The following is a 15,460-nucleotide window of genomic DNA, read 5'->3' on the forward strand; positions in this document are numbered from 1 at the left end:
AGGTGATCCCGCCAATCGTCACGCCGCCGGTGATCGAGGCCACCGACTTCACGACCGAGAAATCCGGATTGTAGACGAGGTAGCTCACCGCTTCGCCCGTCTTGGTCCCGGTCTCGGCGAACTTGACCGACACCAGATTGTCGGTGTCGCCATCGCTGTCGAGGGCGGCCGTGTTGCTCGTCCCCTTGCTGTCGAGTTCGGCCTGGCTGACCGCATGGGTGGCCTTGATCGTCCAGGCTTCGCCGACGTCGAGGTTGCCGTCGCCGTCGGTATCGCCGCTGATCGCGCCTATCACGCCATTGGCGTCGAGGATCGACTTGCCGGTGAGCGTGATGTTGCCGGTGTTGGTGATGACGATGTCGTAGTTGACGACGTCGCCCGCGCTATCGGCGAAATAGTCGCTGCCGACCTTGGTCCCGCCGGTGATCGAGGTGACTGTCTTCACCACCGAGAAATTCGGATTGTAGGTGAGGAGGCTGACGGCGCTCGCGCTCTTGGCCTCGGTTTCGGCGAAGTCGACGACGACCTTGTTGTCGGTGTCGCCGTCGCTGTCGAGCGCGCCGGTGTCGCTGGTGCCCTTGCTGTCGAGCTCGGCCTGGCTGACCGCGTGGGTCGCGGTGACGGTCCAGGTCTCGCCGACGTCGAGGACACCGTTGCTGTTGGTGTCACCGCTGATCGCGCCGAGCACGCCATTGGCGTCGACGATCGACTTGCCGGTGAGCGCGATATTGCCGGTGTTGGTGATGACAATGCTGTAGTTGACGACATCGCCCGCGCTGTCGGCCACCCAATTGGCGCCGACCTTGGTCCCCCCGTCGATCGAGGTGACGGTCTTGGTCAGGCTGAAGTCGGCGATCTTGGGCTGATTGCCCCAGAAGATGGTGGTGGTGCCGCTGGCGGTCACGGTCACCGTGATCTCGCCGCCCGACTGCGCGCCCGTGATCGAGGTGTAGAGCGCCTTCTGCTCGGCGGTCATGTCCTCGCGGATCGTGTAGGTGCCCGCGGTCAGGCTCTGGAAGGTGAAGCTGCCGTTCGCACCCGAGACGGCGTAGATCTCGCCCGCGTCGAACTGGTCGTTGCCATTGACGTCGATATAGAATTTGAAGCCCGACAGCGTGCCTTCACTGGCCTGCTTGATGCCGTCGCCGTTGATGTCGGCGAACTTGGTGCCGGTGATCGTCCCCGTATCTCTGCGGATCCGGAACTCCTCGAACGTCGCATTCTCTTCCGGGCTCGGGCCGAACTTGGCGTAGAGGGTGAAATAATCGTCGGCTTCGGCGGCCGAGAAATTGGCAACGGGAATGTAGAAGACGTAGTCGTCGCGGCCGCTGCCGCTCGCACCGTCCGAGAGGACCAGTGTCCTGTCTGTCCCGCTGTCGAGATCGTAGACCTTGGTGAAGGCGCTGCCGAGCGCCGTCGTGCTGCTGCCGGTATAATCGCCGAGCGTGGCCCCGCGGTCGGAGAAATAGACCTGGAACTCGGACAGGCCGACCTGGCTGGCTGGCCGTCCCAGCCCGTCGGTTCCGTTGTTCGGCTCGTTGAGGTCGAGGCGGATCTCGTAATAAGCGACGCCGTTGCGGATGACGATCGGGACTTCCGACAGCTTCAGCGACTGGGTCCACGAGGCGCCATTGTCGAGCACCTTGCCACTGTCGTCGGTGTTGAAACCCTCCGATGTCCCGTCGCTGTCATCGACGCGGAGGAAGGGCGTGAAATTGCCGGTCCCCGAAACCACGTCGAACGATCCCGGCGAGACCACCATGTTGTCGACATCGGTGATACCGGTGATGAAAACGTCTGCCATATCCGCGATTCCTCAACGACGACGGGCCGGCCGTGCCGCGATAGGCCGCCTCTCATCGTCACCAGTTTTGGACAGGCCGGTCGCTGCTGGAACGCCAGCGCTTGGCGCGACTCGTTTACAACAAATTAACGCTGGAGTCTTTAACGCCAATTTGGATCAATGCGTCGGAGTGAGACGATCCGGCTTTGCAGCAGGCGCGCGCGCCCTCTACTGCTGAGCCCTCGCGTCCCTGCCGGAGGTCCCTATGCTCGAAGCCTATATCGTCGCCGCCGCCCGTACCGCCGGGGGCAAGAAAGGCGGCGCGCTCAAGGACTGGCACCCGGCCGACCTCGGCGCGAAGGTCCTCGATTCGCTGGTCGAGCGCACCGGCATCGACCCCGCGGCGGTCGACGACGTCATCGCCGGCTGCGTCGGCCAGGTCGGCGAACAGAGCTTCCACATCGGCCGCAACATGGTGATGGCGAGCAGCCTTCCCGACAGCGTGCCCGCGGTCTCGATCGACCGCCAGTGCGGCTCCTCGCAGCAGTCGATCCACTTCGCCGCGCAGGCGGTGATGAGCGGCACGCAGGACGTGGTCATCGCAGCGGGCGTCGAGAGCATGACCCGCGTGCCCATGGGCATCGCCGTCATGCTCCCGCTCCAGGCCGGGATCGGCACCGGGCCGTGGCCGCAATCGATCAAGGACCGCTACGGCGTCACCGAATTCAGCCAGTTCACCGGCGCCGAGATGATCGCCCGCAACTACCAGATGAGCCGCGAGGAGCTCGACGCCTTCGCGCTAGAAAGCCACCGCCGCGCCGCCGCCGCGACCGAGCGGGGCGATTTTGCGGCCGAGATCGTGCCGCTCACCATCGTCGACGCCGACGGCAACGAAACGCAGCACACCGTCGACGAGGGCATCCGCTTCGATGCGTCGATGGAGGGTCTGGGCGCGCTCAAGACGCTCAAGCCCGATGGCGTCATCACCGCCGGCAACGCCAGCCAGATCTGCGACGGCGCCAGCGGCGTGATGGTGGTCAGCGAACGCGCGCTCAAGGAGCATGGCCTCACACCGCTCGCGCGGATCGATCACCTCACTGTCACCGGCGGCGACCCGGTCATCATGCTGATGGAGCCCATCCCCGCCACCCGCCGGGCGCTCGAGCGCTCGGGCCGGCGGATCGAGGACATCGACCTTTACGAGGTGAACGAAGCCTTTGCGCCCGTGCCCCTCGCCTGGCTGCGCGAGATCGGCGGTGACCCCGCCCGCCTCAACGTCAACGGCGGCGCGATCAGCCTCGGCCATCCGCTCGGCGCGAGCGGGACCAAGCTCATGACGACCCTCGTCCATGCCCTGCGCAAGGGCGGCAAGCGCTTCGGGCTCCAGACCATGTGCGAAGGCGGCGGGATCGCCAACGTCACCATCGTCGAGGCGCTCAACTGAGCCGCTTCGACGTCCTCATCATTGGCACCGGCCACGCCGGCGTCGCGGCGGCGATCCACCTCCGGCAGGCCGGGTTCGCCGGCAGCGTGGCCCTGCTCGGCGAGGAGACCGAGCTTCCCTACGAGCGCCCGCCGCTGAGCAAGGATTATCTTGCCGGTGCCAAGGCGCGCGACGACTTCCGCTTTCGCAGCGCCGACTTTTACGCCGAGCGTGGGATCGAACTGATCCCCGGCGAGCGGGTGAAGACAGTCGATCCGGAAGCGCGGTCGGTGCGCTGCGCGTCGGGCCGCACCATCACCTTCGGCGAGCTCGTCTGGACCGCCGGTGGCCGCGCTCGGCGACTGCCCGGCGCCCATGCGATCCGCACCCTCGCCGACGTGGACGCCCTCAAGGACGAGCTCGCCTCGGCCTCCCGCGTCCTGATCGTCGGCGGCGGCTGGATCGGGCTCGAGGCGGCGGCGGCCATCGTCAAGCAAGGCAAGAAAGTCGTGCTGGCCGAGCGCGAGGAGCGCCTTCTCGCGAGGTGCTCGGGCCGCGCCCTTTCGGACTTCCTCGCCGCCCGCCACCGCGCCGAAGGCGTCGACATTCGCTTCGGCGGTCCGTCCCCCGACCCGGCAGACTTCGACCTCGTCATCGCCGGCATCGGGATCGAACCCGAAGCGGGCCCCCTCCTGGCCGCCGGTGCCGAGGGCGGCGATGGCGTGGCTGTCGACGAGCTTGGCCGCACCTCCCTTCCCCACGTCTGGGCCGCGGGCGATGTCGCGCTGCACTGCAATCCCTTCGGCCCCGACCGCCCGATCCGCGTCGAATCGGTCCAGCATGCGACCGACCAGGCGGCCTGCCTCGCCAAGGCCATTGCCGGCGATCCCCGGCCCTACGCCGCCATGCCCTGGTTCTGGTCGAACCAGTTTGACCTGAAGCTCCAGACGGTCGGCCTCAGCCATGACCATGACGAGGAGCTGGTTCGCGGCGATCCCGCGAGCGGCCGCTTCAGCATCCTCTATCGCCGCGCGGGCAAGGTGATCGCGCTCGATTGCGTCAACATGGTCCGCGACTATGTGCAGGGCAGGCTGCTGATCGAGCGCGGCACCCGTGTCGCGCCCGACCGGCTGACCGACCCCGACCTTCCTCTCAAGACTCTAGTGGACTGACCGACCATGCCGATCATCAACGTGACCACCCGTGACGGACGCTCCAAGGCGATCGAGGGCCGCGCCGGCCGCTCGCTGATGGAGAATCTCCGCGGCGGCGGCATCGAGGAGATTCTCGCGCTCTGCGGTGGCTGCTGCTCGTGCGCGACCTGCCACGTCTACGTCGACGACGAATGGCTCGCCGGCCTGCCTGCCATGAGCGACGATGAGGACGACCTCCTCTCGACCAGCGGGGCCCGCGCCGAAAACAGCCGCCTGTCGTGCCAGATCCCGATGAGCGACGCGCTCGACGGCATTGCGGTGACGGTCGCGCCGGAGGACTGAGCGACTGGACCCGCCGCGCCGCCATCCCTAGATGCGCGGCGATGAACTTCGCTTCGATTTCCCTTGCCGGTCTGCTGCTTGCGGCGCCCGCCGTGGCCAAGACGCCCGACCTCCACGTCAGCGGCTACGCGACCGCCGGACTGGCGAGCAGCGCCGCCTATGTCACCGTCCACAATGGCGGGCGGACCGCCGACCGGCTGCTCGGCGCATCGAGCAGTGCGGCCGCTTCGGTCACCGTCCACGACAGCAGCAATGTCGGCGGCGTGATGCGGATGCGTAGCGCCGGGGCGATTCCCTTGGCACCCGGCCGAATGATCGAAATGAAGCCCGGCGGGATGCACGTCATGCTGATGGGCCTCAAGGCCCCGCTCCGCCCGGGCACGAAGCTGCCGTTGACCCTGCGCTTTGCCAGGGCCGGTGCCGTGACCGTCAGCCTGCCGGTCGTCCCGCCGGGCAGCGGCGCGCCGTCGACGGGAGGCCATCATGGACACTGAGACCCCGGCACCGAACAATCTCAGGCGCCTGCGCTGGCTGTTGTGGGCGCTCGTGCTCGTCGCGGTTGGTGTGTTCGCGTTCCTCCTCAGCCGTCCGACGATCCAGTGGTCGCGGACCGAGCCCGGGAGCCCCGGCTTCACCATCGGCGGCCCGTTCACGCTGACCGGCACCGATGGCAAGCCCTTTTCGAGCACCGCGCTCGCGGGCAAGCCTTATGCCGTCTTCTTCGGCTTCACCCATTGCCCCGACGTCTGCCCGAACACGCTCGGTCGTCTCGCCAAGCTTCGCCGCCAGCTCGGCAAGGGCGACGCCGCGCTGCCGATCGTGTTCGTCTCGGTCGACCCCGCGCGCGACACGCCCAAGGTCATCGGCGACTATCTGCACTTGTTCGGCGCGCCGATCATCGGCCTGACCGGGAGCGAGGCGCAGGTCGCCGATGTCGCCAAGCGTCACGCCGTCTATTTCGCCAAGGTGCCCGACAAGGACGCGCCCGGAGGCTACACCATGGACCATTCGAGCCAGGTGCTGCTGTTCGACCGCGAAGGCCGGTTCGTCTCGACCATCGCGATGGAAGAAGGCGACGCCCCTGCGCTCGCCAAGCTCCAGCGGATTACGAGTTAGCGACCTTCGCCAGCAGCCGCTCGACCGCGGCAATGCTCTCGGGCTCGTCGAAGCTCGGCGCATGGCCGACATCCGGCACGGTCACGAGCTCGGCATTGTCCCCGAGCTCGGCCACCATCCGGTCGGCGGTCGCTGCGGAGAAAAGGTCGCTCAGCGCCCCGCGCAGGATCGCCACCGGCTTGCCCTTCAGATGCTCGAGCCACGGCCAGAGGTTGGGCTGGGTCGCGTCATTGGCGTCGGCGAACGGCTGCGCGATCGCGAGGTCGTAGTCGGGCACCACCCGGCCATTGTCCTCGCGGCAGGTGCGGCGGGCGAAGCGCTCCCAGTCGGCCGCCTGCCAGTTCGGATAAACGTCGCCGGTCCGTTCGGCGAAGGAAGCAGCGGCGGCGGCGAAGTCGGGCCATTCGGCGGCCTTACCGACATAGGTGCGGATCCGCTCGATCCCCTCGGGCGACACTTCGGGCCCGATATCGTTGAGGAGCGCCCCGGCGATCCGCTCCTCTTCCATCGCCCCGATCAGCATCGTGACGAGCCCGCCGAGCGAAGTGCCGACAAACACCGCATCGGCGATCCCGAGCTGGTCGAGCAGCTTGATGACGTCGCGCGCATAGGTCGCGGGCATGTAGCGGGCCGGCTCGGGATCGGCCGCGCTTCCGCCCCGGCCGCGGAAATCGAGCGCCAGCACTCGCCACTCCCCGGCGAAGCGCTCGGCGATCGGCTCGAAATCGCGGGCATTGCGGGTCAGGCCCGGGAGGCAGAGGATCGGCGGCTGGTCGTGGTCGCCCCCCGCATAATCCCGATAGTGGAGCCGAAGACCGTCGGCGCTGTTGTAATTACGGTCCTCGAACGACGCCACCGGCCTCTCCCATTCTGTTTCGCGCCCTCTATCTGGACATGATGACGCTTCCGCAACCCTATCGCCCCGATCCCCGCATCCTCGAACTCGGTGAAGATTTCTTCGATCCGGTCGCGGCGGCGAGTTTTCCGGCCTGTCGGCAGCGCTTCCTCAACGATCGGGCGGCCGCCGAGGTCGGTCTCGAAACGACCGATTGGGCGGCGCATTTCTGCCGCTTCGAGCCGTTGCCCGGCAATCTCCGGCAGCCGTTGGCGCTCCGCTACCACGGCCACCAATTCCGCCACTACAATCCCGACCTCGGCGACGGGCGCGGATTTCTTTTCGCGCAGCTTCGCGACCGTGAGGGCCGGTTGCTCGATCTCGGCACCAAGGGCAGCGGGACGACCCCGTGGAGCCGCTTCGGCGATGGGCGGCTCACCCTGAAAGGCGGCATGCGCGAAGTGCTCGCGACCGAGATGCTCGAGGCGCTCGGGGTTCGCACGAGCCGCAGCTTCGCGCTGTTCGAGACCGGCGAGGAACTCGAGCGCAACGACGAGCCCTCCCCTACCCGCTCGGCGGTGCTGACCCGGCTCAACCACTCGCACATCCGCATCGGCACCTTCCAGCGCCTCGCCTATTTCGAGGAAAGCGAGAACATCGCGCGGCTCGTCCGCTACTGCCTTGAGCATCTCTACGGCGAAGCCCCCGACGCCGGGCCGCTGCGCCTGTTCGAGCTGGTCGTCGCGCGCACCGCCGAGCTGGCCGCCAGCTATCTCGTGGCGGGCTTCGTCCACGGAGTCCTCAACACCGACAACATCAACATCACGGGCGAGAGCTTCGACTATGGCCCGTGGCGGTTCGCGCCGACCTGGGACGTCGGCTTCACCGCGGCCTATTTCGACCATGGCGGCCTCTACGCCTTCGGCCGCCAGCCCGAGGCGATCCAGTGGAACCTCGCCCAGCTCGGCGGCTGCCTCGCGCTCGTCACCGACGATCACCCCGCGCTGAGCGACGCGCTGCAGGGTTTTGCTGACCGGTTCCACGCCGCGCTGGCCGCCGGCATCATGCGCCGCCTCGGTCTTGCGCAGGGCGAAGCCGAGCAGGACCGCACGCTCGCCCGCGCGGTGACGAGGGCGCTCGCCGAAAGCCAGGTCGGGCTCGACCGCTTCTTCTTCGACTGGCGCGGCGGCGTACCGGTCGAGGCAAGCGGCTACGACCATCCCGCCTTTGCCGCGGTGCGCGAGGCGATCGGCGACCGCCGCGGCAACCGCGACCATCCTTATTGGTCGGACGCTGCCCCCTGTGCGATGCTGATCGACGAGGTCGAGGCGATCTGGGCGGCAATCGCCACCGACGACGACTGGGGTCCGTTCGAGCGCAAGATCGCCGCGATCCGCCGGATGGGCGACGCGCTGGATCGGGGTTGACGCAAGCCGGCCGCTCGGCTCCACCGGCGCCCACGCAAGGGAGTAATATGAACCTCGTTTCCTTTGAGCCCGCGACCGGGGCCGAGCTTTGGTCGGGCGCTACGGGCGATGCGGCGGCGGAAGTGGCGGCGGCCCGCGCCGCCCTGCCCGCCTGGTCGTCGCAGCCCGTCACTTATCGCGCGGAGACACTCCGCCGCTTTGCCAATGCGGTGCGGGCCCACGAGGCCGAATTCGCCGAGCTCATCGCGCGCGAGACCGGCAAGCCCCTGTGGGAAGCGAAGACCGAGGTGGCCGCCGTGGTCGGCAAGGTCGAGATTTCGATCGCCGCCTACATGGAGCGCACGCCGCAACGGAAGCATGAGGCTGCGCTCGGCTCCAAGGTCGCGGTCCGGCACAAGCCGCATGGCGTGATGGCAGTGCTCGGACCCTATAATTTCCCTGCGCACCTCCCGAACGGGCACATCGTGCCGGCGCTGCTCGCGGGCAATACGGTGGTGTTCAAGCCGTCGGAGAAGACCCCCGCGGTCGGCGCGATGCTCGTCCGGCTCTATCACGAGGCCGGCGTTCCCGAAGGCGCGGTGCGGCTGCTGATCGGCGGGCCAGACGAAGGCCGCGCGCTCGCCGCCGAGGACGGGATCGACGGCCTGCTGTTCACCGGCTCGGCCCGCGCCGGCCAGTCGCTCCACCGGCAGTTCGCCGACATGCCGCACAAGATTCTCGCGCTCGAGCTTGGCGGCAACAATCCGCTGGTCGTGTGGGATGCGAAGGATGTTAGCGCGGCGGCGGTGATCGCCGTCCAGTCGGCCTTCCTCTCGGCCGGCCAGCGCTGCACCGCCGCGCGGCGGCTGATCGTCCGTGAGGGGACTTCGAGCGACAAGCTCGTCGCCGAGATCCTCAAGCTGATGAACCGGCTGATCGTCGGGGCGCCGCTCGACGACCCGCAGCCGTTCATGGGGCCGGTCATCGACAATGATGCCGCCGACCATCTCCAGGCGCAGTTCCTCGACCTGATGATCAAGGGCGGGCGCGTGATCCGCCGGCTCGACCGCCCGGTCGAGGGCCGCCCCTTCCTGACCCCGGCGCTGATCGACGTGACCGACCTCGACAACCGGCCCGACGAGGAGCTGTTCGGGCCCGTGCTCCAGCTGATCCGCGTGCCCGACTTCGAGGCTGCGATCGCCGAGGCCAATGCCACCCGCTTCGGCCTTGCCGCCAGCCTCGTCGGAGGCTCGCCCTCGATGTACGACCAGTTCTGGAACGAGGTCCGGGCCGGGGTCATCAATTGGAACAAGCCGACCAACGGCGCGCCGAGCAATGCGCCCTTCGGCGGCGTGGGGCTTTCCGGCAACCACCGCCCGAGCGCCTTCTACGCGGCGGACTATTGCGCCTATCCGGTGACCAGCAGCGAGGCCGAGATCGCCCGCGCCTCGATCGGCGAGGGCTTGCGCGACCCGAACATGCTCGAGGACTGAGCCCCCAAGCGGGCCGGAGCCTCCCGCTCCGGCCCGCGGCCCCGCCCCGGAGCCTTAGTGGAAGTCGGGCGTGTAGCCCTCCTCGACGAGGTCGGTGAACTTGGTGATCCGCGCGTCGAACTTGAGCGGGACCTTGCCCGTCGCGCCGTGGCGCTGCTTGGCGATGATCAGCTCGGCGATGCCGTAGATCCGGCTCATCTGTTCCTGCCATTCGGCGAAGTCGGGATGGTCGTCGGCCGGCTGCTTGGCGGCGAGGTAATAATCGCCGCGGTAGATGAACCAGACCATGTCGGCGTCCTGCTCGATCGAGCCCGATTCGCGAAGGTCGGAGAGCTGTGGGCGCTTGTCCTCGCGCTGCTCGACCGCACGGCTGAGCTGCGACAGTGCGACCACGGGGACGTGAAGTTCCTTGGCGAGGCTCTTGAGGCCGCGGCTGATCTCGGAGATTTCCTGCACGCGATTGCTGTCGCCGCCCTTGGAGGTGCCCGACAGCAGCTGGAGGTAGTCGACGATGACGAGCCCGATGTTCTTCTGGCGCTTCAGCCGCCGCGCGCGGGCACGGAGCGCGGCGATGGTCAGGCCGGGCGTGTCGTCGATGTAGAGCGGCAGGCTGTTCAATTCGCCCGCGACCCGCGCGAATTCGCGGAATTCGTTCAGGTTCATGTTGCCGGTGCGGATCTGCGTGCCGGGGATGTTGCTTTGCTCGGCCAGCACGCGGGTGGCGAGCTGGTCGGCGCTCATTTCGAGGCTGAAGAAGGCGACCGCGGCGCCGGCCGAGCGCTCGGCGGGAATGCCGTCGGCAAGGTCCTGGAGCAGGCGGCGAGCGGCGTTGAAGGCGATGTTGGTGGCAAGCGAGGTCTTGCCCATGCCCGGGCGCCCGGCGAGGATGATCAAGTCGGAGCGGTGCATGCCGCCCATGCGGGCGTTGACGTCAGTGAAGCCGGTGGTGATGCCCGACAGCGAACCGCCGCTGTTGAGCGCCGCCTCTGCGATCTGGAGCGCTTCCTTGGCGGCGTCGGCAAAGGCCTTGACCTTGCCTTCGCTCCCGCCCTGCTCGGCGACCTTGTAGAGCTCGGTCTCCGCCCGCTCAATCTGCTCGAGCGGCTTGACGTCCTCGCTGGTGTCGAGCGCGCCGGTGACGAGGTCGCGGCCGACCGCGACGAGGCTGCGGAGGAGCGCGAGGTCGTAGATCTGGCCGGCGAAGTCGCGCGCCGCGATCAGCGCCGCGCCCGAGCCCGACAGCTGGGCGAGATAGGCCGGCCCACCGACCTCGCGCATCGCCTCGTCGGCCTCGAACAGCGGGCGCAGCGTGACGGCGTTGGCGACCATGTTGCGGTCGGTGAGGCGAAGGATCGCCTCGTAGATGCGGCCATGGAGCGGCTCGAAGAAATGGTCCGCACGAAGCTTGAGCTGGACGTCCTCGACCAGCCGGTTGTCGAGCATCAGCGCGCCGAGCAGCGCAGCCTCGGCTTCGACGTTCTGCGGCAGCTGCTGGACGGGCGGCGCGTCGTGCGCGGCCCCGGGGTGCATCAGAATCTCGGCCATGAGCGGGCTTCTACGCCTTTCGGGCGCGCGGCCAAGCTGTGGATAACGGGGAATACGTGGGGAGCGCGGAAAACCGCGCGGGAGGAATCGACGAACCGCTCGGCGCAGCGCTAAGCCCCTTCCCCATGAGCATCCTATCCGACCGCTGGATCCGCGAGCAGGCCCAATCGACCGGCATGATCGAACCCTTCGTCGAGGCACAGAGGCGCGACGGGTGCATCAGCTATGGCCTGTCCTCCTACGGCTACGATGCGCGGGTGGCGGACGAATTCAAGATCTTCACCAACGTCGATTCGGCGGTGGTCGACCCCAAGGACTTCGCCTCGAACAGCTTCGTCGACCGCAAGACCGATTGCTGCATCATCCCGCCCAACAGCTTCGCGCTCGCCCGGACGGTGGAATATTTCCGGGTGCCGCGCGACGTGCTGGTGATCTGCCTCGGCAAATCGACCTATGCCCGCTGCGGGATCATCGTGAACGTGACCCCGCTCGAGCCGGGCTGGGAGGGCCATGTGACGCTGGAGTTCAGCAACACCACCCCGCTTCCCGCCAAGATCTATGCCAACGAGGGCGCGTGCCAGTTCCTGTTCCTCCAGGGCAACGAGCCGTGCGAGGTGAGCTACGCCGACCGGGCGGGCAAATATCAGGGCCAGCGCGGGGTGACTTTGCCGCGGCTGTGAGCGGCGCGAACCTGAACAAGGTCTCGAATGTCCTAGGGTCGGCGAGTCGTTTTCCGGCGACGGATCGATCAGAATGTCAAAGAGCTGCGGCGAACCGCAGCGGTTAGCAGATCAGACGAAATCCTACTTTGCAAGCCGTCAGCCAACGGCCCTCGCGGCGATGAAGGTGACGACCAGCAGCGCCACGATCACGAACAGGAGCGCGACCCGGACCCGGACGAAGCGTTCCTGCAGAAACTGGTCATAGGCCGGCAGGTCGAGCCAGTAGCGGCCGGGCAAGGCCTCGTGGATCGCGCCCGCCGCGCGATAGCGCTCGAAGGTGCGGCGCTCGACCCGGCTGCCGGGCTCGAAGGGGATGGCGCGGTCGGGCCTGACCGCGTCGGCCGCGAAGAAATGGTGCTGGATGAGCCGCCTGGCCCGCGCCGCTACCGCCGCCGCCGCCGTCGCCATCGCTGTTCCCCTGGCAGTTCAGATAAAGGGTGACCCGTGACGCAAGCCCACCTCAGGTTGCGTCGTGGACCTCGGCCATGGGGCCGTTCTTCTTGATCGAATCGATCGCGTTCTGGGCCGAGGATTTGCTCTTGTAGGTCTCGGTCCAGAAGACCTTTTCGCCATTATATTCGAAGCTGGCGACATATTCGCCGTTGGACGACTTCTTGATCACGAACTTGTGAGCCACGTCGAACCCTCCGCTGGGATGAGCGGAGGGCAGACTATCACGGTCGTCAAAGCGGCGAAACGGTCGCCGTGGAATCAGGCCTGCTTGTCGACCCAGGCGACGAAGGTGTCGGCAAAACCGTCGACCAGCTTGGCGAGGCCCTCATCGGTGATCCGGCCATCATCGCCGAACTTATCTTCCGACAGGTTGCCGACATACATTTCGGGCTGGCCGAGGACGATTCCGTCGAGGTGGACGAGGCACTGGCGAAGGTGGTGATTGCAGCCGAAGCCGCCGGTCCCGCCGGTCGACTGGGTGACGACCGCGGTGGGCTTTTTCTGGAAGACGCCCTGCCCATAGGGGCGCGAGCCGATGTCGATCGCATTCTTGAGCCCGCCCGGGATCGAGCGGTTCCATTCGGGCGAGACGAACAGGAGGCCGTCGCAGCCCTTCACCGCTGCGCGGAAAGCGTCCCACTGCGGGTGCGGTGCGTCTTTCTCATGGTCGGGATTGTAGAGCGGCAGGTCGTGGATCTCGACGTCCCGGAAGCTCAGCCGGTCGCCGACGGCAAGCTCGATCGCCTTGGCGAGCTTGGTGGTGAGGCTCTGGGCGCGCGGGCTTCCGCGGAGGACGGCGATGGTGCGGGGCATGGTGACCTTTCGAGGCTGATGATGGGGACCGGACCGGCCCTGCTGCCGTCACCCGCCGCGGGCCAGATGGCCTTGGGGCGCGGTGACGGGCGATGCGCCGGTCCGTTCGTCGCTGCCAACCGCCGGAAGGGCCGCCTGTTCCCGGCGCTGATCAGCGGCGCTTGCGCCCCTGGTGGCGGATGTTCGCGGGGCGGCCGCGCTTGCCCATGGAGGGACGGCGCGTCCGGTCGCGGCGGTCGCCGGGACCACGCGAATAGCTACCTTCGGGAAGCTCGAAGCGGAGTGCGCCGCTGACCGGATTGGCCTCGGTCAGGCGAAGCTTCAGTCGCTGGCCGACCTTGAAGGTCTCCTGCGTGTCGTCGCCGACGAGCTGGCGCGCGGCCTCGTCGTAGCGGAAATATTCCTGCCCCAGGTCGCCGGCGGGAATGAGGCCGTCGCCGCCCAGGCCCTCGACGGTCGCAAAGATGCCGAACGGCTGGACGCCCGAGATGCGGCAGTCGAGGATCTCGCCCACGTGGTCGGCGAGATAGGCCGCGACATAGCGGTCGATGGTCTCGCGCTCGGCCTCCATCGCGCGCCGCTCGAGCATCGAGATATGCTCGCCGATCTCGGTGAAGCTGGTCGCGTCCTCGGGCGGCAAGCCGCCTTCGCCCAGCCGGTAGGCGGTGACCAGCGCACGGTGGACGAGGAGGTCGGCGTAGCGGCGGATCGGCGAGGTGAAGTGCGCGTAGGAGGAGAGCGACAAGCCGAAGTGGCCGAGCGTGTCGGGGGCGTAGCGGGCCTGGGTCTGGGTGCGCAGGACCTGCTCCATGATCTCGGGGCGCGAATCGTGCTCGCCGACGCGCTCGAGGATGCGGTTGAAGGTGCCCGCGCGGATCGTCTGCCCGAGCGCGAATTCGAGGTCGAAGGTGGCGAGATAGTCCTTCAAGGCGACCAGCTTCTCGCGGCCCGGAGTCTCGTGGACGCGGTACATGACCGGCGCCTTCTTCGCCTCGAGCGCCTTGGCGGCGGCGACGTTGGCGGCGATCATATAGTCCTCGACCAGCTTGTGGGCGTCGAGGCGCTCGCGCGGGGCGACCGAGGTGATGCGGCCCTTCTCGTCGAGGACGACCTGCCGCTCGGGAAGGTCGAGTTCGAGCGGCTCGCGTCTGGTCCGGGCGGCGAAGAGGGCCTTCCAGCAGTCCCAGAGGGGCTTTAGGGCATGCTCGACCAGTTCGGGTTCGACCCCGCCCTTGCCGTCGATCGCGGCCTGCGCGGCCTCGTAGGCGATGTTGGCGGCGACGCGGATGACCGCGCGGGTGAAGTGCCAGCTCTTCAATGTGCCGTCGGGGGCGATCACGAGATGGCAGGCGAGCGCGGCGCGGTCGGCGCCTTCCTTGAGCGAGCAGATGTCGGAGGAAAGCTCGTGGGGGAGCATCGGCACGACGCGGTCGGGAAAATAGACGCTGTTGCCACGACGGCGGGCCTCGCGGTCGAGGTCGGAGCCGGGGCGGACGTAGAAGCTGACGTCGGCGATGGCGACGATGGCGTCCCAGCCGCCCTCCTCGCGCGGGTGCGCCCAGATGGCGTCGTCATGGTCGCGCGCGTCGGGGGGGTCGATCGCGACGATGGGGAGGTGGCGCAGGTCCTCGCGATCATGGCCGAGCGGCAGGGTCGAAACCTTGCGGGCCTCGTCGACGGTGTCGCGGGCAAATTCGTGGGGGAGCCCGTGCTTGTGGATGGCGATGAGGCTGAAGCTGCGCGGGGCGAAGGGGTCGCCCAGCACGGCGTCGACCCGGGCCGAGACGCGCGGCGGCTTGCCCGAGGGCTCGGCGAGCACGAGGTCGCCGGTGGCGGCATCGCCGAGCTCGGATATGGGAAGCTGGCGGCGTTCGCGCTTGTCGGTGGGCTTGAGCCAAAGCTTGCCCGCCTCGTCCTCGTGGACGACGCCGAGGATGAGGTCGGCCGAGCGCTGCAGCTTCTTCATCAGGTGGGCGACGTGGCCCTCGCCGCGCTCCTCGGTGCGGGCGAGAATGCGGTCATTAAGGGCCAGCGCCGAGCGGCGGCCTTTCTCGATGACCCGAAGCTTGGGCGGGGGCCCCTCGCCCTGCCACGTGTCGGGCACCGCGATCGCCCCCTCCTCGACCGCGATGACGCGCAGCACGGTGACGCGCGGGATTCCGCCGGCGCGGTGGAAGGCGCGGCCCGGGGCGCTATCGATCAGCCCCTCGTCGGCCATGTCCTTCAGGAGCGCCTTGAGCATGATCTTGTCGTGCCCGTTGAGGCCGAAGGCGCGGGCGATCTCGCGCTTGCCGGCGGGCTGGCCCGACTGCTGGATGAAGTCGAGGATCTGCTTGGGGGTGGGAAGGCCGGACTGGGCGGGCTTGCGGGGCAAT

The 15,460-nt window shown here is 68.0% G+C and carries 15 protein-coding genes; 8 read left to right on the forward strand and 7 right to left on the reverse strand.

The window, feature by feature from the left end:
* Nucleotides 1-1,804: DUF7507 domain-containing protein (locus ABD693_RS00005; RefSeq protein ID WP_344694893.1), on the reverse strand; the 1,804-nt coding region annotated here is incomplete at its 3' end.
* Between the two features lie 244 nt (nucleotides 1,805-2,048).
* Here ABD693_RS00005 and ABD693_RS00010 point away from each other — a divergent pair.
* The 5 genes from ABD693_RS00010 to ABD693_RS00030 all read left to right on the forward strand — a co-directional run bounded on the left by ABD693_RS00010 (nucleotide 2,049) and on the right by ABD693_RS00030 (nucleotide 5,818).
* Nucleotides 2,049-3,227 (forward strand): acetyl-CoA C-acetyltransferase, encoded by a 1,179-nt coding sequence (locus ABD693_RS00010; RefSeq protein ID WP_344694894.1) that lies wholly within the window; start codon nucleotides 2,049-2,051, stop codon nucleotides 3,225-3,227.
* Complete coding sequence (locus ABD693_RS00015; protein WP_344694895.1) at nucleotides 3,176-4,378, forward strand: NAD(P)/FAD-dependent oxidoreductase; 1,203 nt, start codon at nucleotides 3,176-3,178, stop codon at nucleotides 4,376-4,378. Before ABD693_RS00010 ends, ABD693_RS00015 begins: the two co-directional genes overlap by 52 nt.
* Nucleotides 4,379-4,384: 6 nt before the next feature.
* Entirely contained in the window at nucleotides 4,385-4,702 is a 318-nt protein-coding gene (locus ABD693_RS00020) for a 2Fe-2S iron-sulfur cluster-binding protein (RefSeq protein ID WP_344694896.1), read from the forward strand.
* A gap of 92 nt (nucleotides 4,703-4,794) precedes the next feature.
* Nucleotides 4,795-5,196, forward strand: coding sequence for a copper chaperone PCu(A)C (locus tag ABD693_RS00025; RefSeq protein ID WP_344694897.1), 402 nt, complete (start codon nucleotides 4,795-4,797; stop codon nucleotides 5,194-5,196).
* Nucleotides 5,186-5,818, forward strand: a complete 633-nt coding sequence (locus tag ABD693_RS00030) for an SCO family protein (protein WP_344694898.1) — start codon at nucleotides 5,186-5,188, stop codon at nucleotides 5,816-5,818. The genes ABD693_RS00025 and ABD693_RS00030 overlap by 11 nt, the downstream gene beginning before the upstream one ends.
* Here the strand turns inward: ABD693_RS00030 and ABD693_RS00035 are convergent.
* Nucleotides 5,808-6,674: an alpha/beta fold hydrolase gene (locus ABD693_RS00035; protein ID WP_344694899.1), complete on the reverse strand. Its 867-nt coding sequence runs from the start codon at nucleotides 6,672-6,674 to the stop codon at nucleotides 5,808-5,810. The two genes, ABD693_RS00030 and ABD693_RS00035, sit on opposite strands and share 11 nt — an antisense overlap.
* Nucleotides 6,675-6,712: 38 nt before the next feature.
* Between ABD693_RS00035 and ABD693_RS00040 the strand changes: the two genes are divergently transcribed.
* Nucleotides 6,713-8,080, forward strand: coding sequence for a protein adenylyltransferase SelO (locus ABD693_RS00040; RefSeq protein WP_344694900.1), 1,368 nt, complete (start codon nucleotides 6,713-6,715; stop codon nucleotides 8,078-8,080).
* Between the two features lie 47 nt (nucleotides 8,081-8,127).
* Complete coding sequence (gene astD / locus ABD693_RS00045) at nucleotides 8,128-9,552, forward strand: succinylglutamate-semialdehyde dehydrogenase (protein WP_344694901.1); 1,425 nt, start codon at nucleotides 8,128-8,130, stop codon at nucleotides 9,550-9,552.
* 54 nt (nucleotides 9,553-9,606) lie between these two features.
* On the opposite strand, the gene ABD693_RS00050 is transcribed toward astD, so the two are convergent.
* Nucleotides 9,607-11,097, reverse strand: coding sequence for a replicative DNA helicase (locus ABD693_RS00050; protein ID WP_344694902.1), 1,491 nt, complete (start codon nucleotides 11,095-11,097; stop codon nucleotides 9,607-9,609).
* A 125-nt stretch (nucleotides 11,098-11,222) separates the two neighbouring features.
* Between ABD693_RS00050 and dcd the strand changes: the two genes are divergently transcribed.
* Complete coding sequence (dcd, locus tag ABD693_RS00055; RefSeq protein ID WP_344694903.1) at nucleotides 11,223-11,777, forward strand: dCTP deaminase; 555 nt, start codon at nucleotides 11,223-11,225, stop codon at nucleotides 11,775-11,777.
* Nucleotides 11,778-11,915: 138 nt separating this feature from the next.
* On the opposite strand, the gene ABD693_RS00060 is transcribed toward dcd, so the two are convergent.
* From ABD693_RS00060 to rnr, 4 genes are all read right to left on the reverse strand, one after another.
* Nucleotides 11,916-12,227: a hypothetical protein gene (locus ABD693_RS00060; RefSeq protein WP_344694904.1), complete on the reverse strand. Its 312-nt coding sequence runs from the start codon at nucleotides 12,225-12,227 to the stop codon at nucleotides 11,916-11,918.
* A gap of 52 nt (nucleotides 12,228-12,279) precedes the next feature.
* On the reverse strand, nucleotides 12,280-12,456 hold the full coding sequence (locus ABD693_RS00065) for a YegP family protein (protein ID WP_084184226.1): 177 nt from the start codon (nucleotides 12,454-12,456) through the stop codon (nucleotides 12,280-12,282).
* A 74-nt stretch (nucleotides 12,457-12,530) separates the two neighbouring features.
* Entirely contained in the window at nucleotides 12,531-13,085 is a 555-nt protein-coding gene (locus ABD693_RS00070; protein WP_344694905.1) for an NADPH-dependent FMN reductase, read from the reverse strand.
* 151 nt (nucleotides 13,086-13,236) lie between these two features.
* Nucleotides 13,237-15,459, reverse strand: coding sequence for a ribonuclease R (rnr, locus tag ABD693_RS00075; RefSeq protein ID WP_344694906.1), 2,223 nt, complete (start codon nucleotides 15,457-15,459; stop codon nucleotides 13,237-13,239).
* Nucleotide 15,460: the final 1 nt, after the last annotated feature.

The sequence above is a fragment of the Sphingomonas rosea genome (genome assembly GCF_039538065.1).
Taxonomy (GTDB): Bacteria; Pseudomonadota; Alphaproteobacteria; order Sphingomonadales; family Sphingomonadaceae; genus Sphingomicrobium; species Sphingomicrobium rosea.

Coding starts and splice junctions, on each gene's coding strand:
- ABD693_RS00010 (WP_344694894.1), top strand. CDS start 2,049: ATGCTCGAAGCCTATATCGTCGCCGCCGCCCGTACCGCCGGGGGCAAG.
- ABD693_RS00020 (WP_344694896.1), top strand. CDS start 4,385: ATGCCGATCATCAACGTGACCACCCGTGACGGACGCTCCAAGGCGATC.
- ABD693_RS00030 (WP_344694898.1), top strand. CDS start 5,186: ATGGACACTGAGACCCCGGCACCGAACAATCTCAGGCGCCTGCGCTGG.
- ABD693_RS00040 (WP_344694900.1), top strand. CDS start 6,713: ATGATGACGCTTCCGCAACCCTATCGCCCCGATCCCCGCATCCTCGAA.
- astD (WP_344694901.1), top strand. CDS start 8,128: ATGAACCTCGTTTCCTTTGAGCCCGCGACCGGGGCCGAGCTTTGGTCG.
- ABD693_RS00050 (WP_344694902.1), bottom strand. CDS start 11,097: ATGGCCGAGATTCTGATGCACCCCGGGGCCGCGCACGACGCGCCGCCC.
- dcd (WP_344694903.1), top strand. CDS start 11,223: ATGAGCATCCTATCCGACCGCTGGATCCGCGAGCAGGCCCAATCGACC.
- ABD693_RS00060 (WP_344694904.1), bottom strand. CDS start 12,227: ATGGCGACGGCGGCGGCGGCGGTAGCGGCGCGGGCCAGGCGGCTCATC.
- ABD693_RS00070 (WP_344694905.1), bottom strand. CDS start 13,085: ATGCCCCGCACCATCGCCGTCCTCCGCGGAAGCCCGCGCGCCCAGAGC.